The following is a 21759-nucleotide window of genomic DNA, read 5'->3' on the forward strand; positions in this document are numbered from 1 at the left end:
CGATCCCCTCCGGCCCGCGGCGGCCGGAGGGAGGAGGAGGCGCGGCCGCGAGGCGGCGCGCGCGCCTCCCGGGATCAGCTCTTCTTCATGAGGTCGGCGAACGTGCCGAACTTGGCCTCGCGCGCGACGCCTGCGCGGTACTGATGGTACGCCTGCTTCTCGGCGTCTTCCTTGAGGGCGCGGATCGACAGCTTGGCCTCTCCCCGGCGCGGATCCACCTCGATGATCTTCGCATCGAACTGGGCCCCGATGGGGAACTCCTTGCGCAGGTCGGTGCCGCGCTGCGTTCCGGTGTGGCCGGCCGGGATGAAGCCGCGGGCCGCTCGCCCCGTCGCGCCGAGCACCCGGACGACGAGCCCCCCTTCGGTCACCTGCGTGACGGCCACCTTCACCGCCTTGCCCTGCTGCACGCGCTGGCGCGGCTCGGTCTCCTCGCCCTCGGGCGGGGCGGGGTGGAGCCCGATCCGTCGACCCGCGGCGTCGCAGCTCGCGACGACCACGTCGACCTCGTCGCCAACCTTCACCACCTCGTCCGGGTGCTGGATCGGCTTCATCGAGAGGTCGGCCGTATGAACGAGCCCATCGATGCCCGGCTCGAGCTCGATGAACGCGCCGAACGGCTGCAGGCGGGCGATCTTGCCCTTGTGGCGCGTGCCGACCGCGTACTTGTCCTTCACCGCGTCCCACGGGTCGACCGTGGCGGCCTTGCGGCTCAGCCAGAGCTTGCCCTTGTCGTCGACGCGCATGACCTTCACGTCGATCTCCGCGCCCGGCTTGAACAGGTCCATCAGCTTGGCGCCACGGTCGTGGCTCGCCTCGCTCATGTGGACCAACCCCTCGACGCCGCCGGCGTCGGGGAGCGCGACGAACACGCCCCACGCGACGACCTTGCGCACCACGCCCTTGTGCAGCGAGCCCGGTTCGATCGACGTGAGCGCCTCGGTGCGCGCCCTCCGGCTCTCCTCCTCGAGCATCTTGCGGCGGGACACGACGATGTCGCGCCCCTTCTTCGCGAACTGCGTCACGATGAAGTCGAGCCGCTGGCCCACGAGGTAGTTGAGGTCGGCGCCGTGGCGCAGATCGACGTGCGACGCCGGCGCGAAGGCGCGGAGGCCGCTGAGGTCGACCTCGAGCCCGCCCTTCACCGCCCCGGTCACGAACCCTTCGATCGGCTCGCCGCTCTGGAGCGCCGCCTCGGCGCGCGCGCGCGCCTGGTCGAGCTGCACCGACGCCCTCGACAGGAGGAGCATGCCGCCGCGCACGCCGGTGCTCGCCACCGTCGCGATGAACTGATCGCCCTCGACGGGAGGCTCTTCATCGAGGATTTCGCGACGGTCGAACAGACCCGTGGCCTTCCCGGCGATGTCGATCCAGATGGCGTGGTCAGTGATCTTACTGACCTTGCCAAACACCTCCTCGCCGATGCTGAAGGCCGGGCGATCGCGCGGCGGCGGCGCCCCCTGCCCCTTGCGCCGCTTGCGCTTCTCGCCTCCGGGCTGGGGCTGCCCCCCCGCCTCGTCGGCCGCCTGCTCCTCCTCGCCCTCATCGTCTGCAGCATCGGATGCAGCGTCGGACGGGTCTGCGTCCCCGGCGTCGGTCGCGGCGTCGGCCGCCTCTGCTGCCTCTGCTGCCTCGGCGCCCGGCTGACCGGCCTCCTCCGCGCCCTTGCGTCGGCGGCGACGGCGGCGCTTCTTTCCTGCGCCCCCCTCCGCCTGCGCAGCCGCGCCGGCTTCGCCCGCCAGCGCGGGCTTCGCGACTTGCGCGGGCTTCGCGACTTGCGCGGGCTTCGCGGCTTGCGCGGGCTTCGCGGCTTGCGCGGGCTTCGCGGCCGCCGGAGGGTTCCGCCTGCCCGGGGGGGACCCGGGCTTACGGTTTCCGATATCATCCCGCGGCAGGCCGGGGACGCGGTTGCCGATGTTGTCGCCGGGCTGCTCTTCCCAGTCGTCGTCGTCGTCGGCGCTCACCGGTGCGGCGGCGGGTACCGCTGCGGCCGGTGCTGCCTCGATCTGGGTCGAGCTCGCCTGCGGCGAGGTTTCTCCGCCCGACGCATCGCTCGCCTCGGAGGGGAGGGTGAGCTCCCCTTCATGCGCCTGGGCTGCTTGCTCGGGCGCAGCGTTCGCTGCTTGCTCGGGCGCAGCGTTCGCTGCTTGCTCGGGCGCAGCGTTCGCTGCTTGCTCGGGCGCAGCATTTGACGACTCGAGCGGGCCGCCCTGGTCGGCCGGGGCTGCCGGCGCGTCCGCCGGCGTGGTGGTATTTTCGTGGGTATTCATCCGCGCCTCGCGCGACAACGCATGCCGATGGGGGCGAAACGTGTTCGCGTTCTCTCCAGCGGCCCCCTCGGTTCAATGGGGGGGAAGGGGCCGGAACCATAACGTACCCGGGACGTTTACGCGAGGGCCTACCGCATGATGGGCAGGTGCTTGTTCGTTCCCCCGCTCCGATCGATGCGCAGGCTGCCCCCGCTCGCGAGGTTGTGGGCGCTGATCTGGCCGGCCAGCCGCTCGGCCACATCCACGAACGCGCGCGCGATCGGGCTGCCCGGGGCAGCCTGAACGACCGGCGTGCCGGCGTCGCCCCACTCCCGGACGGCCGGATCCATCGGGAGCTGACCGAGCAGCGGCGCCTCGGCAAACTCGGCGATCTTCTGCCCGCCGCCGGCGCCGAAGAGCTCGTGCCGCTTGCTGCACCCGTCGCACACGAAGTAGCTCTCGTTCTCGACCACGCCGAGCAGGGCGATCCCGACCTTCTGGGCCATCGAGACCGATTTGTACACGTCCTGGAGGGCCACCTCCTGCGGCGTCGTCACGACGATCGCGCCCGTGGTCCTCATCTTCTGGGAGATCGTCAGCACGATGTCACCGGTCCCGGGCGGCAGGTCCAGCACGAGGTAGTCGAGCTCACCCCACTCCACGTCGCGCATGAACTGGATCAGGGCGTTCTGGAGCATCGGTCCGCGCCAGACGACGGCCGACCTCGGATCCTCCAGCAGGAAGCCGATCGACATGAGCTTCACACCGAAGCGCTCGAGCGGCAGGAACTTCTGGCCATCGGCGGAGGTCGGGCGGCCCATCACGCCGAGCATGGTCGGGACGCTCGGCCCGTACATGTCCGCGTCGAGGAGGCCGACCTTGGCCCCCTCGCGGCTCAGCGCCAGCGCCAGGTTGGCGGCGACCGTGCTCTTGCCGACGCCGCCCTTGCCGCTCATCACGAGGACGATGTTGCGCACGCCCGGAGACGGGTCGTCCTGGAGGATGGTGCGCGTCGGGACGGCGATGTCCCACGCGATCCGGACGTCCTTCGCGCCGGCGCCCTTCAGCGCCGCCTCGATGTCCGCAGCGAGCCGCTGCTTGAAGTAGCTGGTCAGCTCGACGGTGAGCGAGACCGCCTCGCCCTCGACCGAGAGCTCCCGGACGCGCCCGAGGTCTGTGAGAGGGCGCTGGAGATCCGGCGCGATGACCTTTGCCAGCGCGGCGAGGGCGGCATCCTTCGTGATGGGCATGGGGCGGAGGAGTTAGGACCGCTCGGGATTCCCGTCAACCGGCGAGCGCGACACGCTCGCGACCGCTCGATTTCGCCCCGCCTCGCCTCGCGCGGCGCACCGGCCGTGCCGGCGTCCGGCCGCTTCGCTCACCAGCAGGAGGTGACCACGGAAGCCTGGTCGCCTGGGTCGAGCTGGCGCGACGGCAGATAGCACCGCGAGTCCACGCACGCCCCGCTCGAGTTCACCTCGACGCACACGCACGCGCCGGGGAGCCCGCTGGGCGACTTCGGGCAGACGTCGGCCGCGTCCTCCGCGGTGCACCGGATGGGGAGCGCCGCGTCGACGCACACCCGCTGGCCGCGCAGCGTGGTGGTGCACTCCATCGTGGAGTCTTCGTCGCCGCAGTCGATGTCGTTGCGGCACGGTTCACAGAATTTGCCCTGCCCCACGCAGGCGCCGAACCGCGGTGTGCACGCGCCGTCCTCGCACATGTAGTCGAGGTCGCAGTCGGCGTGCTTGCTGCAGGACCTGGCGCACCGCCTCTCGCCGCCGATCGTGACGCAGCGCTGCCCTGAAACGAGCGAGCAGTCGAGATCGGAGCTGCACAGCGCGCACTGCGTGCGCTTGACGCAGGTGTTGCGCAGCAGGCACAGCGAGCCCTCGACAAAGGTTTTGCCGTCGCCGAACATGGAGGGGTCGACGCATCCTTCGTCGGTCTCGCCGCAGAAGCTGCTATTCCCCTTCTCCGTGCCGCAGATCGCGTGAGGGTCGCGGGTCACGGCGCACTCGAAGCCGCCGGGGCAGTCTGCGTCGCTCGCGCAATGCGGCTGCGAGCAGTACGCCTCGGCGTCGCCCTCTCCCTTGCCGAGGCACTCCAGGCCGAGCGAGGTGCACTCGTCGGGGGAGCAGGTCGGGACGAAGCAGTGGCTGCCGTCGCTGCACTTGCCGGCGGAGCAGGCGCGATCGTCGCCGCACACCGCGGTGTCGCGCTGGCACTCGTCGGGTTTACCGTCGCACTGCACCGGGTTGCACGGCGTATCATCGGGGCAGTGACCGAACTGGCCGCACTCGACACCGAACGGACATGACGCACCGAAACCCACGATTTTTCCGTTTGGCTTACAAACGGAAATTTCGACTTTCGTGTCGTCCTCCTCGGCGGGCATACAGTCCTGGAGACCCGGGGTGCATTCAAGGTGGCTGCTGCACTTGAGCACGCAGCGGTTGCCGACGCAGGTGTTGCCCGGGAGGCAGAGTTCCGGCTCGCACTTGCCTTCGCAGACGCCGTTGATGATCACCCCCCCGAAACATTCGTCCCGCGGCGCGTCCGACGACGAGCAGGCGCCGCTCGCGAGGGCCGCCGCGCTCGCCAGGCAGCCCAGCACCAGGAACGCGTGGAGACGACGGAGACGGGCGCTGTGAGAGGCGACAACCTGCTGCATAGGACCTCAGCGCGGGAAACACCCGCGGATCGGGGCAGGCACCGCGGGCCTGGCCGGAGATTGCGGAAACGAGCCCCCGAGCGAAGCGGCGGCGGCGACAAGGTTGCCCTTGACGCCCCCCGTGCCGCCCAGAAGAATGAGCACTCCTACACCATACTTCAGGCGGTGGCATCATGCGAATGGACGCAGTTCTCGTTTGGATGGGCCTTGGCGTCGTGACAACCCTGGGGCTCGTCGGCTGCGCAGGAGAGGATCCCATTCCGGCTCCTCCTTTTCCTGACGGGACGGGTCAACCTGCGGCCAACGCTGCTCAATATCCGGTTGGGCCGTATGGGATCAGCCCCGGCCGGGTGATCGCAAACTATCAGTTCGTCGGATACGCCAACGCCGCCGATCACAAAGACACGATGCAGCCGATTCAGCTCGCCGATTTCTACAACCCGTCCGGGGAGGAGGTCTTTCCCGAGGGCTCGCCTTACGGCGCTGGCGAGCCGAAGCCGAAGGTGCTGCTGATCGACGTCTCGTCCGTGTGGTGCGGCCCCTGCAAAATCGAGGCGGAGTCCGTCCTGCCCCGGCTTTACGAGCAGTATCAACCGCTGGGCGGCGAGTTCCTGGTCCAGCTCGCTGACGGGAGGAACCCGGGCGAGCCGGCCGTGCCGCGCGACCTGTACCGCTGGACGACCCAGTACGACGTGCAATACCCGTCCGCGATCGACCCGTCATACAAGCTCGGCGCGCTCTTCCAGGCCGATGCGTTCCCGGCGAACATGCTGGTCAAGACGAAGGACATGACCATCGTCGAGGTCGTCTCCGGCGTGCCCGCGGAGGACAGCCGTTTCTGGCGAACCTTCGAGAGGATCATGAACGGTGAGATCTGAACGAGCCGCCGCGCGGGCGCATCGCCGAGCCACCGTGGTCGGCACGCCCGCGTCGGCACGCCCGCGCGGGAGAATCTGCCAGGGCGCCGCTCGTGGCGTCCGCGACGTTAAGCCCTCATGCCGGGTCGGCCGCTCAGGCCGGACCATTCGCGACGGAAACCCTCGATGAACCGAACTACCCGCTGCGCGCTCTCGCTGGTGTTCACTGTCCTTGGCCTCGCGACCACCTCGTGCGGAGCAGCCTCCGGCGGCCCGGCGGCGAGCCCTGCACCGGACTTCTCGCTCCCCGCCCTCGACGGCAAGACAGTCAGGCTCTCGGACTACTCCGGCAAGAGCGTCGTATTGATCGACTTCTGGTCGACCACATGCGATCCGTGCCTGGCGGAGATGCCCCACATCGTCGAGCTCTACAAGAAGCACAGGGACAAGGGGTTCGTCGTGCTCGCCGTGTCCCTCGATGGACCGGAGTCCCGCGCGCAGGTGAGCAGCACGGCGCACGATAGGGAGATGATCTTCCCCGTGCTCCTCGACGAGGAGACGACCGTGGCCGCCAAGTACAATCCGAAGCGCGAGCTCCCGTTCTCCGTGCTCATCGGCCGAGACGGCTCGATTCTTCACAAGCGCGGCGGGTACCAGCCCGGCGACGAGGCGATGCTCACCGAGCAGGTCGAGAAGGCGCTCGGCCAACCGTAGGAACGGAGGGACTCGCGCTCGGCACCGCGCCGCGACGACGCTCCACGGGCGATAGGTCCATGGTAGGAACGCGAGGTGCGCTCCCTTCTCCAAGCCGCCCTTGCCTGTCTGCCCGCAGCGTCCCTCCTCCTCGCCGCCGGCCCCGCGGCGGCGATCGATGTCCCGAACGTCGGCGGCAAACCGATGGCGGTGGACGTCGTGAACACCGCGGCCGCGGTGTACCACTTCGAAAACCGGAACGACGATCCCCGCTACGCGTCGCGCTACCTCGACGACCACTACGGCGAGATCCTCGACCGGCTGGACGCGCAGCTCAGCTGGTGGCGTCTTCAGCTCGGCGCCCGGATCGATGCCGCCCTCTATGTCGGCACGCCATCGGCGACCAGCGCCGACCTGCAGCAGAAGATCCTGAACGATGAGGTCTTGTTCGAGATCAACGACGCCAGGCGGGAGCTCCACTCGCGGTACCGGAACACGGTCTATCCGGCGAAGCTCTGGGTGACCTACACGCAGCCAGGCATCGAGGCCACGGCTGGCGATTTTTACGCCCAGCTCGGGCGCGGCCTGGTCTTCAGCGTGCGCAAGATGGACGAGCTGGCCATCGACACGACGGTCCGAGGTGGCAGGCTCGCGCTCGATCACGATTTCACGCTCCTCCGGCTCAAGGCCGTGGCCTTCGCCGGGCAGTTGAACCCGCTGCGCATCGACAGCGCGAGCGGCAGGAGGCTGCACGGCGCCGGGTCGCCCCTCTTCTTCGGGTTCCCCGACGCGGAGAGCGCGGGCAACCTGATCACGGACGAGTCGACGTTGGACGCGCAGGGGAATCCGCGCCCCGTCAGGAACGTCGCGGAGGCGCGGCCGAGCTACGTCGAGGACACCGTGCTCGGTGGAAGCCTGGAGGTGGGGGTGAAGGGCGTGCAACTCGCCGCGAACGGAGCGCTCCTCCGCGGCGAGATCGGTACGTTCAGCGGCTCGATCGGTGTTCCCTCGATCGCGGAGCACGGGGACGTGTACGTCGAGGTGGCCGGCCAGCCGGGCCGAACGGAAGAGGGCCGGCGCATCCGGTCAGGCTATGCGATCTATGCGGCGGCGAACGCCCGCAGCGGGCCGCTCGCCGTGTCGCTCGAAGGGAAGCACTATCGCCGCTTCTTACCGCTCTCGGCCAGCATCGATGTCGACGTGCTGAACCCCGGCTTCAGCGCGCCCGAGTACAAGGGCCTCGCGTACAACCAACCTCCCACGGCAGAGCCCGTCTATGTCGAGCCGATCGGAGCGCCGAACGTCTGCGCGACGGGCGGGCGCGGGCGCGTCGACTACCGCTTCAACCGGAGCGTGTCCCTGTACGCCTGGGTCGGTCATTACGTGAGCTTCACGGAGAAGGCGAACGAGGAATGCATCACGGATGACGCAAACCGCACCGACACGTGGGACGTAGCGGCAGGCACCGAGCTCCACTTCGACGACAGCCGCTCGCACGCGCGCGCGTGGGCCGGAGCTCGGCAATCCGACGAGGCCGATTCGGAGCGCGCCTTCTACAGCGAGGGCTACGTCCGCTACGACATCGTGAAGCACCTCGCCGGAGCATTTTCCATCCAGGCGCAGGGCAACAGCCGCCGCCGCTACAGGCCAGAGAATTTCGAATCGTCCTGGATCGAAGGGGACAACTACCTCGCGCTCCAGTGGTCGCCCCACCTGGCTGCAATCTTCGGTCACGAATACACATCCGTACCCGGTTGCGAGCCCGGCAAGGACGGCGAGCTCTGTCACCTCTTCAGCGGGGGGTTGCAATGGAAGTCCGGCTCAAGGAGGACGACGCTCGCTCAGATCGTCGATACGGCGCAGCTCTTCGTCGGCCAGCGGCGCGGAGGCCTGCGCTGCGTCTCCGGTGTGTGCCGGACCTTCCCGCCGTTCGAGGGTGCGCGGCTCGAGCTCGTCTCGCGGTTCTGAGCGACCGGGCGCTTGTCGGGCCGGGGCCGGCGGCGCTCAGGACGCGCCGAGGATGGCGCAGGCCACCGAGATCCTGACCTGAGGCACGGCGTCGGCGAGGAGCAAGGCAGCACGAGGGCTCTCGCCGAGCTCGACCAGGCCGGTCGCCGCCGCCTCCCGCACCGGGATCTCGCGGGATCGGAGATCGCGCTCCAGGAGCGGCACGGCCGCGCGCACGCCTGCACGGGCGAGAGCTCCCCGCGCGAGCACCGCGCGCGTCGACGTGCCCGAGGCGAGCTTCATCAGCCACGCGACCGCGGCGGAGCGCTCGCGCGCTGCGACGGTGTGCGGCGGAGCATCGACGTAGCGGGCGTGGACGGCGAAGGCCACGGCGTGGTCCGGATCGTCCTTCGCTTCGAGGAGCGCGGATCGCACGGCGCGGTCCTCGAGCGGCGCGGAGAGGATGGCGTAGACGCGATCCCTGCTCTGACTGGCGCGGATGGCGCCGATGAGCACGGAGACCGCTTCCCCGGCGCCATCGCCGCCCACGCGCACCAGCGCGCGCGCCGCGGCGATCGCCGGGGCGCCGCGCTCGGTGGAGATCGCCCAGAGGAGCTGCGCGCGGCCGCCGTCGCCGAGGGCGCGCGGCGCCGCCCACGCCTCGGCGATCGCTTCACGCCCAGGTTCATCCGAGAGGGTCCAGATATCCCGTAACGCCAGCACGACCTCCCGACCGCCGAGCGCGCCGGCGGCGCGGATCGCGAGCGTCCGCGCGAGCGGGTACGGGTCGAGCCGCGCCGCTTCGAGCAGCGCGCCCCGGTCGCTCGGGTCCGCCGCTGCGATCGCGGCGCGAAGCGCCGAGACGCGCACCTCCTGATCTCCGTCGAGCATCCGCGAGCGGCGCACCGCGCCGTCCGCGGCTGCGACGAGGGCCCGCGTCTCCAGCGCGCGGAGCGCCGCGTTCTTGCCAGGGGACCTTCCCGCCGCCGCGTCGTTTGCGTACAGCTTCACGCGCTCTGGATCGGTGATCCCTGCCTCGAGGAGGATCATCGCTGCGGCTGTCGTGACCGCGTCCGAGCCCGCAGCGCGCTCGGCGAGCGCGTCCTCCAAGGGGCGCGCACAGGTCCGGATCTCGCGCAAAAGGTCGACCCCGGACGGCGGCGTCGCGCGCGCGATCTCCCCCTCGGCGACCGCACGGGCGATCGCGCGTGCGTCGTCGCTGTCCAGCGCGCCGCGGCGCAGCTCGTCGTTCAGCGCGCGGCGCAGCTCGTCGAACCTGCCCGCCTCGGCCGCGCGTATCGAGGCCGAGCTCACGCAGCCGATGACCGCGGCGAGCGAGAGGAGGCCGGCGAGGATCGACCCGGAGAGCACGCGGTGCATGAGGCGCCTCTTACCGCGCCGAAGTGCGCGCTCGAAGCCCCTTCGGCTCGACCAGCCGGGGAATCCGTTCTATACGGCGCTCACGTCCCGGCACCATGCGTATCGACGTCATCGTCAACACCACAGCGCGCCGGTACCGGGCGAGGCCTTCGCTCATCGACCGCATGTCGGCCGCCTGCGCTGAAGCGGCGAAGCTCCATCTGACCTCGAACGTCGCGGAGCTCGAGGAGGTCTGCGATCGGGTCGCGCAGCGGGGCACGGATCTCGTCGCGCTCTCCGGCGGTGACGGCAGCTTCATGGCGGGGGTCACTGCGCTCGCTCGCGCCTTCGGCGAGAGCTCCTTGCCGCCCCTCGTCCTGCTGCCAGGCGGAACGGTGGCGACCGTCGCGCGGAACTGGGGCATGACGGGCGATCCGGCTGCGCTCCTCGAGCGGATCATCCACAAAGCTCGCGGCCGCCGCGACGGCGCCGCCCTCCGTGGAACCGTCCGTCGGCCCACCTTGCGCGCGCGAGCGACGACGCGCGGCGGGGTCGAGGAGCGCATCGGCTTCATCTTCGGCACCGGGCTCGTGGCCAGCTTCTTCGATGTCTACTACGAGCGCGGAGGGGACGGCTACGGCGCCGCTGCGCGCATCGTGGCGCGGGTGTTCATCGAGTCCTTCTACGGCGGCTCCTATGCGCGGCGCGTGCTCGACCCGTTGCCCTGCACGATCGACGTGGAGGGACGGCAGCTCGCCCCGCGCGCCTGGTCGCTGATCTGCTCGTCCGCGGTGCGCGATCTCGGCATCCACATGCGGGTCACCTACCGGGCCGGTGAGGATCTCGAGCGCCCGCACCTCGTCGCCAGCGCGCTGCCCCCCCGAGAGCTGGGCCCGCGCGCCCCGCTCGTCCTTGCGGGCCGGCGGATCGGCGGCAGGGATCACTTCGACGATCTAGTCCGCGATTTCACGGTCCGGTTCGACGCCGCGCCCGGCGCGACGTCGCCCGGCGACGGCCCCTATATCCTCGACGGAGATCCCCTCCGGGCGAGCGAGATCCGGATCTCCGCCGGGCCATCCATCGACGTCCTGACCCTGCGCCCCTGAGGCCGCGCGCTCGTCGGCGACGCGCGCTAGGATCCGTCGGGTACCGAGCGCTGCGTCGCGTGACGGAATCATGACCAGTGTCGTGAACCCCAGTGACGGGCGTGCTCGATGCTCCATGCACCTTGGAAACCATGACGCACGCCCCTGCATCGAGCCCTACACGAGTCGTCGTACCGAAGTCTGGCCCGGGCCTCGGCCAGCTCTTCAACGTGCTCGGGATCGTCGCGATCCACGTGGGCACCGCGGTCGCCATCATGCGAGGCGCCACATGGAAGCTCGCGGCGCTCGCTGCGGCCACGTACTTCATCCGGATGTTCGCGATCACGGGGGTCTACCACCGGTACTTCTCGCACCGGAGCTACAAGACGAGCCGTGGCCTCCAGTTCCTGCTCGCGCTGCTCGGGACCACCGCGACCCAGAAGGGCCCGCTGTGGTGGGGGGGAACGCACCGCGTCCATCACAAGTACTCGGACACCGAGCGCGACGTTCACAGCCCGCTCCGCAGGGGGTTCTGGTACGCGCACCTCGGCTGGTGGCTCGGCCGCGAGCACGAGGATCTCGACCTGAAGCGGATCCCTGATTTCGCGGGCTTCCCTGAGCTCCGCTGGCTGGACCGCTACCACGTGGTCGGGCCGCTCGGCATGATGGCGCTGCTCTTCGCGGTGGGCGGCTACGATGCGTTCCTGTGGGGCTACGTCGTGTCGACGTGCGCGCTCATGCACGGCACGTTCACGATCAACTCCCTCGCGCACGTATTTGGCTCGCGGCGTTACGCGACGACCGACACGAGCCGCAACAATTTCTGGCTCGCGCTGATCACGCTCGGCGAGGGCTGGCACAACAACCACCATCACTACATGAGCAGCGCGAACCAGGGCTTCTTCTGGTGGGAGATCGACGTCAGCTTCTACATCCTGCGCGGGATGGAGAAGCTCGGCCTGATCTGGGACCTCAGGACGGCGCCGGCGCACGTGCTCCAGCGGAACCTGATCAAGGAGGTCGGCGAGCGCTCGCCGCTTCTCGCCCCTCACGCCGCGCCGGTCGAGCCGCTCGACGCCCCGCCTCTGGGCCGGCCGAGCCTCGGCGACGTCTGACCGCCCGTCCCATTCGACATCGAACCGCTGACGGACGAAGGCTGCAGGTCAGCCTTCGTCCGTCAGCGCTTGCGGCAGCCCGTTCGATACCTGAGCCAGCCCACGCATCCCGCCGCCGAAGTGGCGGCCAGAGATCCGTCAGGGCTCTCCGGTGGGGACGCTAATTCACGGACGAAGCAGCTTGCTGGCTATGAGCGGTGGCAGAATCGCCGGGCTTCGGCTTCTCGGCCTTGTTGCGCTCGCGCTGTCGCTCCAGACCGGCGCGGACGAACCGAGCGAAGAGCGGGTGCGCGCTTTGGGGGCGGCTCTTGAACTCGGGGTGGAACTGACAGCCCACGAAGTACGGGTGCTCGCGCAGCTCGACCATCTCGACGAGCCGCTGGTCGGGCGACGTCCCGGAGAGCACGAGCCCCTTCTGCGCCATCGCTTCGCGGTACTTGTTGGCCACCTCGTACCGGTGCCGGTGCCGTTCGCTGATGTTCGTCTGCCCGTACGCTTCCGCAGCGACCGAGCCCTTGTCGAGCACGCACGGGTACGCGCCGAGACGCATCGTCCCGCCCTTCTCGACGACCCCCTTCTGGTCGGGCATCAGATCGATCACCGGGTAGGCGGCGTTGCGATCGAACTCCACGGAGTTCGCTCCCGCCATGCCGCAGACGTGCCGCGCGAACTCGACGACCGCGAGCTGCATGCCGAGGCAGATCCCGAAGAACGGGATCTTCTCCTCGCGCGCGTAACGGATGGCCTCGATCTTTCCCTCGGTCCCGCGATCGCCGAAGCCGCCGGGCACGAGGATCGCGTCGAGGTTCGAGAGCAGCTCGGGCGCACCGCGCGCCTCGATCTGCTCGGAGTCGATGTACTCGAGCTCGACCCGCACGTCGTTGTGGAGCCCACCGTGGACGAGCGCCTCGTGGAGCGACTTGTAGGAGTCGCGCAGGTGCACGTACTTGCCGACGACGCCGATCTTCACGATGCCGCGGGACGGCTTCTTGAACCGCTCGACGATGCGCTGCCAGGATGAAAGATCCGGCTGCCTCGCCCAGATGTTGAGCAGCTCCGTGATCTTCTCGTCGATCCCCTCGGCGTGGAGGACCAGCGGGAGCTCGTAGATGCAGTCCACGTCGACGGCCGCGATCACGCAATCGACCGCAACGTTCGAGAAGAGGGAGATCTTCTCCTTCATGCTGCGCGGGAGCGGCCGATCGCAGCGACAGAGGAGGATGTCCGGCTGGATGCCGATCTCGCGCATCTCCTTCACCGAGTGCTGGGTGGGCTTCGTCTTCAGCTCGCCCGCTGTCGCGATGAACGGCACGAGCGTGACGTGCACCGAGATGGCGTTCTGCGCGCCCGACTCCACCTTGAGCTGGCGGATCGCCTCGATGAACGGGAGCGACTCGATGTCGCCCACGGTGCCGCCGACCTCCACGATCGCCACGTCGGCCCCGTCCGCGGCGGAGCGGATGCGCAGCTTGATCTCGTCCGTGACGTGCGGGATCACCTGCACCGTCGCCCCGAGATACTCACCGCGGCGCTCTTTCGAGATGACCGCCTCGTAGACGCGGCCCGTGGTGAAGTTGTTCTGCCTCGTCATCCGGGCGAGCGTGAAGCGCTCGTAGTGCCCCAGATCCAGATCGGTCTCCGCGCCGTCGTCCGTGACGAAGACCTCGCCGTGCTGGTAGGGCGACATCGTGCCGGGATCGACATTGATGTACGGGTCCAGCTTGAGGTGGGTAACCTTCAACCCACGGGACTCCATCAGCGCCCCGATCGACGCCGCAGCCAGTCCCTTGCCGATCGACGATACGACTCCGCCTGTGACGAAGACGAATTTGGTCCGCTTGCTCATGACCCATCGCTCCGCTGCGCCGTGTGCGCGCCTGTAACCAGTTCCTCGATCGGCGCTCAAAGGTGAGCGACGACGAGGTTCGGCTGTCCACGGCAAATACCTTGCCCGGCTTACAAGCCGCACGGCCCCGTCAACAGGACCGAAGCCGGAGGAAACCCCGCGAGGGAGAATCCCGCACCGGCAACAGAACCTGACCTGCCGTGCGAGCCCGTCTGCAACCGGACGGGCCCGAGGCAAGCCTGCGCGACGTGATGCCGCTCTGAATCCGCCGGCATTCTAGGCCGCTCTCCCAGCGCGTCAATGCAAAGGGCAATCCGATCTCCCAAGAAGGTCTGGGGCACCTCGGATCAGGCCCAACCGCGGCCGCTGGTGCGGGGGCCCCAGCGGCCCGAGGCTTCGGCGGACCGGGATGGTACGCTCCGCCGGCTCTCCGCGGCTGGCCACGCCATGAGAATCGCCCACGTGCTCCAGCTCGCGACGTCCACCCCGGTCGTCGCGCTGGAACGAGACGGTGCGCTCTACGACGTCGCGGAGCTCGAGCGCCACTTCGGGACGAAGCTCGCTGACATCCGCGGCGTCTCGGACTTTCACACCCGCGTTGTAGCGCTCCGTTGTGCCGGTCTCCACGCGCTGGACGACCGGCTCCTCAGCGGAGATCGCCCCTCGTCGACGCAGCTGCAACCGGCCACCGTCCTGTGGCTGCCTCCCTGCGCCACCGACCGCGCGGCGTACATCCAGCTCGGCCCTTACGCGCACGGCGCAGAGCGCCCCTGGTATCGGTTCGGCAACAGCCGCGCGCTGCTTGGACAGGATGCAGCGATCCCCTTCCCCGCGCTCGAGGACGAGCCCGACTACGAGCTGAACCTGGCGGCGCTGCTCTGCGAGGATCTTCGGCGCGCCACGCCGGAGGAAGTGGAGCGCGCGATCGCCGGCTACACCGTGCTGAACGACTGGACCGCGCGCGGCGTGGAGGCGCGATCGTTTGCGCGCGGGTTGCCGCCTTCAGAAGCGAAGGATTTCGCAACGCAGCTCGGTCCGGTGCTCGTCACGCCCGACGAGCTCGGCCCGGTCGCGGTGCTGCGGACCCAGGTCCGCGTCGGCGCCGAGACGCGCCCCTGCTCTCGCGTCGGCGAGTGGGCCTTCTCGCTGACCGAATCGGTCGCGTACATCAGCAACCACATCGAGCTGCGCGCAGGCGACGTGGTCGGAGCAGGCCGGGTCTTCGGCGGGAGCGCCGGCCGGCACGTGCCGTACGGCGCCAGCGTGGAGCTGATGATCGAGCGCATCGGACGACTGGCCGGCAAGCCGATCCGCGGTCCCGCTCCGTTGCCATGGCGCCGCGGGTGAGCGGCGCCGGTGCAGCGCCGCGCGTGGCCCTCGGCTGTCAGAACGTACCGACGACGCCGAGGCCCACGCCGGTCGCGGTGATCACCGGGGCCGGACGCACCGTCAGCGCCGCAGGCTCCACCGGCTGCGCCGAGCGTGCCTCGGTGGTCATGAAGACGCCCTCGGCGACGAGGCCGAGGCCAGCGAGCTGCGCGAGCCCGCCGACGACGGTGAGCGCCCCGCGCAGATACAGCTTCGCTCCGCAGTCCGGATCGTCCGCGGCGCAGTCGTTCTTGGCGAGCGCGAGCCAGGGGCCCGCGATCGGGATCTTCAGCTCGCTCGACCCGGGCACCTCGGGCCAAGAGGACGCGGCCAGGAACGCCGCGCCATAGGCGAGGGCCGTCACCGCCACCCCGCCGACGATGACCTTCGCGCGCGCTGACGACGGCGGATACCGCGGAGGTGCCGCTGGCTCCTCCGCGTCGGCGGAAGCAGCGGTCAACGCGAGCACGGCGGCGACGGCGACGGCGGAGCTCTTCATGGAGTCTTCGTGCTGGAGGGCGCGGAGCCGGACTTCTTCGACGGCAGCTTCACGGTGTACGGGACCTCGAGCGGCTCGCCATCGAACGGCAGCACGATCTCTCCGACGAAGGCACGCTTGACGCAAGATTCGGCAGGCGTTCCGGCGAAGGGCGGTCCGACCAGCACGTCGGTCACGCGCCCCTTCTGGCCGTCGAACACGACCTTGACCTCGCCCTCGCCCGTCGGCGCGCTGGGCACGACCTCGGCGCAGTTCGCCGCCTTGTCGCCCCCGCGCCGCAGCGCGATCTCCATCTGCTTCTTCTGGTCGACGTTGAGCCCGCCGCCGCTGTCCGGTGACGCGCTCGTCTCGGCGGCGTCGGAGCTGTCCGCCTCCGCCGGTGCGGCCTGGTCGGAGGTTGCCTGGTCGAAGTTGTAGTCTTCCCCTGCCTGCTTGGGCTTGGCGCCGGAGCATGCCGCCGCCGCGAGGATGATGAGCGGCAAGAGCGCGCGGGTCGAATGCTGCTGGGACACGATGTCCTCCCTTCGAACAGAACGTGAAGGAGTGCCTGCCCGCACCCTAGCAAGCTCTCCTTTACAAGGACAACCCCGAGCGCGCACCGAGGAGCATCGCCGGGCTGCGCCGAGCGGTCGACCGTAGGAAGCGCCCGCGGTGGAGACATTGTAGAGCCGGAGAGCCGTCATGCCTCGACATCCCCGCCGCGCCGTATCCGTGGTCGCGCTCGTGCTCTCGTCGATCCTCGCCCGCCCGGGCGGCTCGCAGCCGCTCGACGGCGGCACGAGTCCCGCGGAGCGCTCGACCCGCAAGGAGGAGCCCACGCACGGCGTACCCGGTGCCCCGAGCGCACCCCGGTCGCCCCTCGGAGCGCATGGACCTCGAAAATTCGACCCAGGCCGCGCTCGAGAGCAGCTCGAGAAGCTCACCACCGGCGTGCGCCGCTCGGGGGGGCGGGTCGGCGTGCTCGCGCTCGACATCGCGAGCGGAGCGACCCTCGCCGCCTCCGATGAGCGCGGCCTGTACAACCCCGCATCCAACGCGAAGCTCTTCACCGCAGCCGCTGCGCTGCGCCTGCTCGGCCCGGGCTATCGCTACCTGACCGGCCTCTACGGGGAGGCATCGAACGGGAGCGTCGCCGAGCTCGTGCTCCGAGGTGCGGGAGATCCGTCGCTCAGGACGCGCGATGTCTGGGAGATGGCACGCGAGCTGCGCGCGGCCGGCATCCGCAAGGTCACGGCGATCGCGATCGACCAGGGGTACTTCGACGCGCGCTTTGTGCCTCCGGCCTTCGAGCAGCAGCCGGATGAGTGGGCGGCTTTCCGCGCCCCGGTCGCTGCGGCCTCGCTGAACGCGAATGCCCTGCGCTTCACGGTGCGCCCGTCGAGAGCGGGTCAGGCCGCTTCGGTCGCGATCGATCCTCCAGGCTTCACGGTGCTCCGTGGCACCGTGACCACCGCGAAGCGCGGCACGCCTGAGAAGATCGTCCTCCGACTCGAGCCGAGCGGTCAGCGCGTCGTCGCGCACCTCAGCGGGCACGTTCCGGAGGGCGGCCGCGCCGTGAGCCTCGCGAGGCGCGTCGATGATCCGCGCATGGTCGTGGCGTACGCGCTCAAGGAGATGCTGCAGGAGGTGGGCGTCGAGGTCTCCGGTGAGGTGCGGCTCGGCGGCGAGCATCAGAAGCGGCTCCTTGTGGCTCACCGCTCGGCGCCCCTCGGCGAGCTCCTCGCCGCCCTCGGGAAGGACAGCGACAACTTCTACGCAGAGACGATCTTCAAGACGCTCGCCGCCGAGAAGCGCGGACGCCCCGGCACAGCTGAGGCTGCGGCGGAGCTGGTCGGCGAGATCCTGGGCGAGCTCGACGCCTTCGGAGAGGGCGTCGTCCTGCGGAACGGCTCCGGCTTGTTCGACGCGGCTCGTGCGTCGCCAGAGTCCATCGTCCGGCTGCTCCGCACCGCGCTCCTCGATCCGGCGCTCGGCGCCGACTTCACCGCGCAGCTCGCGATCGGCGGCGTGGATGGGACCTTGCGCGGCCGCTTCCGCGGGTGGTCGAAGGAGCGCGCCATCCGCGCCAAGACGGGGACGCTCGCCTCGGTGGTGGCCCTCTCCGGCTACGTCCTCCCGCCGCCCGGCCGATCCCCGATCGCCTTCGCCGTCCTGGCCGCGGACGTCCCGGGGAAGATCGAGCCGGTACGAAGGGCCATCGACGACTTCGTCGGTGCGCTCGCCGACGAGCTCTGGAAGGGTGCGCGCACGCCGTGAAGGCGCGGGCGTCCACGGCCACGTGCTGCAGCCGCGACGAGCTCCCGATCCCCGCTCGCCGCTGCGCGTGCTCACGCACGAGCGGGATCAGGCGGCTCGAGCAGTGCGGCCGCGCGAGCGTTGCGCTGCGCGGCCGCATCATCGCACCCGCTGAGCTCGTCGCTCAGTAGTCGCGCATCTGCTTGCGGATCTTGCCGAGCGCCTGCTCCTGGAGCTGACGGATGCGCTCGCGCGACAGGTTGTACTTGTCGCCGATCTCCTTGAGCGTGAGCTCATCCTCATCGTCGAGACCGAAGCGCCAGCGGATGATCCGCGACTCGATCGGCGTGAGCGTCGTCAGAAGCCGCCGGACCTCGTCGCTCCACTTCCTGTTCGCCAGATGGTCGAACGGCGACAGCGCGTTCTCCTCCTGGAGGAAGTCGATGAACTTCCGCCCGTCCTCGTCACCGACCGGGCGGTCGAGAGAGAACGGCGTCTCCGCGTAGAAGTCCTTCACCTTGTCGAGCTTCTCGCGCGGAACCCCCGTCTCCTTCTCGAGCTCCTCGATCGTCGGCTCGTGCCCGGTGCGCGCGATGATCGCCTGCGTCGCCCGCGCTACGCGGTTGTACGTGTCGAGCATGTGGACCGGGATGCGGACAGCGCGGCCCTTGTCGGCCAGAGCTCGGCTGATCGCATGCCTGATCCACCAGGACGCATAGGTCGAGAAGCGGTAGCCGCGGCTGTGATCGAAGCGCTCGACCGCCTTCATCAGCCCGATGTTGCCCTCCTGGATCAGGTCGATGAGCGGCAGACGCCCGCGGTTGTATCGGCGTGCGATCGACACGACGAGCCGGAGGTTGGCCTTCACGAAGCGGTTCTTCGCGTCGTGCTGCGCCTGGAAGGATCGCTCGACCCGATCGAGATACCGGCGATACGAGCTGGACAACGGGAGCCTCGGCCGTGTGGGACGCGTCTCCTCGGGATCGCTCACGTCGTCCTCGAAGTCGGGCTCGCGTACGAGATCGCGCGCGATGTTGAAGGCACGCGCCATCCAGAGGCGATCCGAGTCGGGCAGCCGGACGGCGGCAGCGAGCTCCTCGGAGAACTGGGTCCACGGCTTCTCCTGCTCGGGCAGGAGCTTCCCCTTCTGCTTCTTCGCCAGGCGAACGAGCTTGTGCAGCTCCGCGATCTGCGGAGCCTTCACCTCGTCCTCGCCGGCTTTCACGACATCCTCCTCGAGCGCGGTGAGGATGTATTCGGCCGCAGGCAGGTACGAGAGGAGAGCCACCCAGTGGTCCACCTCCGTGCGCTCGACCGCGCGCGCGGTGTCGAGCTCCTCGTCCGGCCCCATGACAGGATGCAGCGCCATGTCGCGGAAGTAGCGGGCGAGCATCGAGTCGCCGCCGCCGTCCTCGACATCCTTCATCTCCCGATCCTGGTTCCTCGTCCGCTCGGGCTGAGGCAGCCGCTCGATCGGCCCGATGTCCAGGTCGATGAAGTCGGCCGCCCGATCCTCATCCAGGATCTCCGCCGGGCGGGGTCGGACGGCGGTCTCCTCCGCCTGGTCGTCTTCCAGAAGGTTGAGGGCTGCGATCTCTGGCGTGGCTGTCCCACCCTGAGCGAGCGGGTCGCCCTTCACTACAGTGGCGTTGCTCTTGGTCGACCTCATGGCGGCTCCCTCCACGGTGGTAGCTCCTTGAAAGTGCGAGCGCGGCGACTGGCTGTCCCCGAATCCATCGACCTCGGAGACCCCCGGATCGGTGGTCTGCGATGCCGCCCGCCGGGGAGCCGATGCGGTCTCGGCCCCCTGCGAGCTCTTGGATGCCGCGAGCCGCGCAGAGGTACCTACAGCAGAGGACTTGGCGTTTCTCCGCGCAGTTTCTGGACGGCGGGCGGTCGACGTGCTCATCTTGGTCTTTGTGTCGGCGTTCACTTCTAAACGGCTGACCTTGCGAGATTGAAATGCCTCGCCACCTTTCAACGGCAGGCGAGACGATTTCGTGGCAAACAGGGAGCAGGAGCTGACCGAAGGAGCCCCTGTTGAAACTGGCAACCGCTGGTGCTTTCTTTTGATTCCGGTCGAACTCTTCGCGCCTGGGGCAGGCCTGCTCTTGCAGAGTGATGCCCCCGAGCCAGCTCCCGATGGCAGCCTAACTCCAGAAGCAAGAACAGTGCCTTTTTTGGCGTGCGTTCCGCGTTCTCCCGTTTGAGAGCTTGACCTGGGTGCGGTATGTAGAGTGGAAGGTGCCGTCCGTGTCGTGTCGAGCGAAACATTTCGCTGCGACCGAGCCGAACTGCATGGCTGGGTACGCTTGTGGGGACGCAACAACATCGGCAACCTGTCTCCTTGGGGGCACATCGAGCTCGCCGGCCTCCCACGGTTTGGTGGGGCCGCCCTCGCAGCACAGGCAAGGGAATGCGCTGTCCTTTCCAGCGTGTAGGATGGGCCGAAGCCGATCGCTGAGGCCGTTCTCTCAGTGAGCTTCGATGTTTCCTGAACCTGGGCCTCCCGATGGCAATGTCGAGCCCTCACCCGACGGCCGAAGGCGGAGAAGGTTATTTTTCACGACAGATCGCCTGGAAAGTTAGTATTTCCAGGCATCGGACCGGGCTCAGCGGAGTTCGCAGCGAAGTACACCCCCAGGCCGGGGATGACGGACGGGAATGGCCTGAGGGAGACGTCAGGCCCTGAACGTGTGAGGCCCACGTCGAAGGCGGTGGCTACCCGGCGGAGCGCTCAGAGATCCTGAAGGTGGGTCCGAGCTTACCCTGGCAGCAGGGTCATAGGGTGCCATCAAAGATGCGTAGCTGGCGTGCAGGATGTGCACACTGTGCATTTGTTCGGCACCCATTCGCCTCACCGTGGGAAAGAGCAACGCTGTTTACGTCATGGACGTAACAACTTGCCCTCACAACGATGACGCCCTCGGCTCTGTATGCCTACGGCGCATGGCCTGAGCGGCCTCTGAATGAGGCCAGCTCGGCGTAAGAAATGTTACAGATTGTAGCGTTGGCGTCTGGACGGGCGGTCTAGCAGACTCGACCACCTGACGGAAGCTCGGCTGAACGAGCAGGAAGGTTGCCCGGAGCCGTCACTTCGCTGCGGCAGGCGCGGCAAGTTTTGCCACGGCACCGAACGACGCCGGATCGTGGATCGCGATCTCCGAAAGGACCTTCCGGTCGAGCGCGATGCCTGCCTTCTTGAGCCCGTTGACGAGGCGAGAGTAGGTCGTGCCATTCAGGCGCGCGGCTGCGTTGATCCGGGTGATCCAGAGACGGCGGAAATCACGCTTCTTGAGCTTGCGGCTGATGTAGCCGTACTCCCAGGCATGACGCAGGACCTCGACCGCCTGGCGGAAGCGATTCTTCCGGCCGAGGAAGTAGCCCTCGGTTTGATTGAGGACGCGGTTGCGACGACGACGGGCCTTGAACCCTCTTTTTACGCGCGGCATCGGAGTTTTACCTCACTGATCCAGGGTCAGCCGTAGGGAAGAAGCAGCTTGACGCGCTTCTCCATCGCCGAATCGACCATGTCGTTCTTGCGGAGACGACGCAGGCGCTTCTTGCTTTTTTCCTGCATGCAGTGGTTGAGCCCGCACTTGCTGCGGCGAATCCGGCCGGAGCCGGTCACCTTGAACCGCTTTGCCGCGGCGCGGTTCGTCTTCATCTTCGGCATGACGCCCTCGATCCGAGTGCCTACCGCTCCCAGCGGCCACCCTCCGAACCACCGGAGAGGCTGTTCCGTGCCGCAGAGATGCGTAGAGGGGGCGCTTTATGGCGACCTGCTGCGAGGTTGTCAAGGTCCAGGCGGGGGCAGGTGCCGGTCGACGAG

At 68.8% G+C, this 21759-nt stretch carries 17 protein-coding genes; 7 read left to right on the forward strand and 10 right to left on the reverse strand.

What is annotated here, in order from left to right:
* Positions 1-74: 74 nt before the first annotated feature.
* The 3 genes from WMF36_RS37745 to WMF36_RS37755 all read right to left on the reverse strand — a co-directional run bounded on the left by WMF36_RS37745 (position 75) and on the right by WMF36_RS37755 (position 4584).
* Positions 75-2270, reverse strand: coding sequence for a S1 RNA-binding domain-containing protein (locus tag WMF36_RS37745; protein ID WP_437575670.1), 2196 nt, complete (start codon positions 2268-2270; stop codon positions 75-77).
* A gap of 128 nt (positions 2271-2398) precedes the next feature.
* The gene (locus tag WMF36_RS37750) at positions 2399-3499 is read right to left on the reverse strand and encodes a P-loop NTPase (RefSeq protein ID WP_437575672.1); all 1101 of its coding nucleotides are present in this window, start codon (positions 3497-3499) and stop codon (positions 2399-2401) included.
* 128 nt (positions 3500-3627) lie between these two features.
* Positions 3628-4584 carry a hypothetical protein gene (locus tag WMF36_RS37755; protein WP_437575674.1) on the reverse strand — a complete coding sequence of 319 codons (957 nt, stop codon included), beginning with the start codon at positions 4582-4584 and terminating at the stop codon, positions 3628-3630.
* 518 nt (positions 4585-5102) lie between these two features.
* Between WMF36_RS37755 and WMF36_RS37760 the strand changes: the two genes are divergently transcribed.
* The 3 genes from WMF36_RS37760 to WMF36_RS37770 all read left to right on the forward strand — a co-directional run bounded on the left by WMF36_RS37760 (position 5103) and on the right by WMF36_RS37770 (position 8441).
* Positions 5103-5801, forward strand: a complete 699-nt coding sequence (locus WMF36_RS37760) for a TlpA family protein disulfide reductase (protein WP_437575675.1) — start codon at positions 5103-5105, stop codon at positions 5799-5801.
* 165 nt (positions 5802-5966) lie between these two features.
* Positions 5967-6494: a peroxiredoxin family protein gene (locus tag WMF36_RS37765; RefSeq protein WP_437575677.1), complete on the forward strand. Its 528-nt coding sequence runs from the start codon at positions 5967-5969 to the stop codon at positions 6492-6494.
* Positions 6495-6569: 75 nt separating this feature from the next.
* Entirely contained in the window at positions 6570-8441 is a 1872-nt protein-coding gene (locus WMF36_RS37770) for a hypothetical protein (RefSeq protein WP_437575678.1), read from the forward strand.
* A 36-nt stretch (positions 8442-8477) separates the two neighbouring features.
* Here the strand turns inward: WMF36_RS37770 and WMF36_RS37775 are convergent, their stop codons facing one another.
* On the reverse strand, positions 8478-9800 hold the full coding sequence (locus WMF36_RS37775) for a hypothetical protein (RefSeq protein WP_437575680.1): 1323 nt from the start codon (positions 9798-9800) through the stop codon (positions 8478-8480).
* A gap of 95 nt (positions 9801-9895) precedes the next feature.
* Here WMF36_RS37775 and WMF36_RS37780 point away from each other — a divergent pair, with 95 nt between their 5' ends.
* Together WMF36_RS37780 and WMF36_RS37785 are read left to right on the forward strand one after the other, a co-directional pair.
* A complete protein-coding gene (locus tag WMF36_RS37780; protein WP_437575682.1) occupies positions 9896-10885 on the forward strand; it encodes a diacylglycerol/lipid kinase family protein in 990 nt (329 codons plus the stop codon).
* A 131-nt stretch (positions 10886-11016) separates the two neighbouring features.
* The gene (locus WMF36_RS37785; RefSeq protein WP_437575683.1) at positions 11017-11979 is read left to right on the forward strand and encodes an acyl-CoA desaturase; all 963 of its coding nucleotides are present in this window, start codon (positions 11017-11019) and stop codon (positions 11977-11979) included.
* A 160-nt stretch (positions 11980-12139) separates the two neighbouring features.
* On the opposite strand, the gene WMF36_RS37790 is transcribed toward WMF36_RS37785, so the two are convergent.
* The gene (locus WMF36_RS37790; protein ID WP_437575684.1) at positions 12140-13825 is read right to left on the reverse strand and encodes a CTP synthase; all 1686 of its coding nucleotides are present in this window, start codon (positions 13823-13825) and stop codon (positions 12140-12142) included.
* Positions 13826-14272: 447 nt separating this feature from the next.
* Here WMF36_RS37790 and WMF36_RS37795 point away from each other — a divergent pair, with 447 nt between their 5' ends.
* Positions 14273-15172, forward strand: coding sequence for a fumarylacetoacetate hydrolase family protein (locus WMF36_RS37795; RefSeq protein WP_437575685.1), 900 nt, complete (start codon positions 14273-14275; stop codon positions 15170-15172).
* 37 nt (positions 15173-15209) lie between these two features.
* Here the strand turns inward: WMF36_RS37795 and WMF36_RS37800 are convergent, their stop codons facing one another.
* Positions 15210-15692: a hypothetical protein gene (locus WMF36_RS37800; protein ID WP_437575686.1), complete on the reverse strand. Its 483-nt coding sequence runs from the start codon at positions 15690-15692 to the stop codon at positions 15210-15212.
* Positions 15689-16204, reverse strand: a complete 516-nt coding sequence (locus tag WMF36_RS37805; protein ID WP_437575687.1) for a hypothetical protein — start codon at positions 16202-16204, stop codon at positions 15689-15691. Before WMF36_RS37805 ends, WMF36_RS37800 begins: the two co-directional genes overlap by 4 nt.
* 169 nt (positions 16205-16373) lie before the next feature.
* Between WMF36_RS37805 and dacB the strand changes: the two genes are divergently transcribed.
* Positions 16374-17948: a D-alanyl-D-alanine carboxypeptidase/D-alanyl-D-alanine endopeptidase gene (gene dacB, locus WMF36_RS37810; RefSeq protein ID WP_437575688.1), complete on the forward strand. Its 1575-nt coding sequence runs from the start codon at positions 16374-16376 to the stop codon at positions 17946-17948.
* Positions 17949-18111: 163 nt separating this feature from the next.
* On the opposite strand, the gene WMF36_RS37815 is transcribed toward dacB, so the two are convergent.
* From WMF36_RS37815 to rpmI, 3 genes are all read right to left on the reverse strand, one after another.
* Positions 18112-19908 carry a sigma-70 family RNA polymerase sigma factor gene (locus WMF36_RS37815; protein WP_437575689.1) on the reverse strand — a complete coding sequence of 599 codons (1797 nt, stop codon included), beginning with the start codon at positions 19906-19908 and terminating at the stop codon, positions 18112-18114.
* Positions 19909-21019: 1111 nt separating this feature from the next.
* Positions 21020-21379, reverse strand: coding sequence for a 50S ribosomal protein L20 (gene rplT, locus WMF36_RS37820; RefSeq protein WP_437575690.1), 360 nt, complete (start codon positions 21377-21379; stop codon positions 21020-21022).
* A gap of 26 nt (positions 21380-21405) precedes the next feature.
* Entirely contained in the window at positions 21406-21603 is a 198-nt protein-coding gene (gene rpmI, locus WMF36_RS37825) for a 50S ribosomal protein L35 (RefSeq protein WP_437481252.1), read from the reverse strand.
* Positions 21604-21759 lie beyond the last annotated feature (156 nt).

The organism is Sorangium sp. So ce887, from assembly GCF_051521455.1.
Lineage (GTDB): Bacteria > Myxococcota_A > Polyangia > Polyangiales > Polyangiaceae > Sorangium.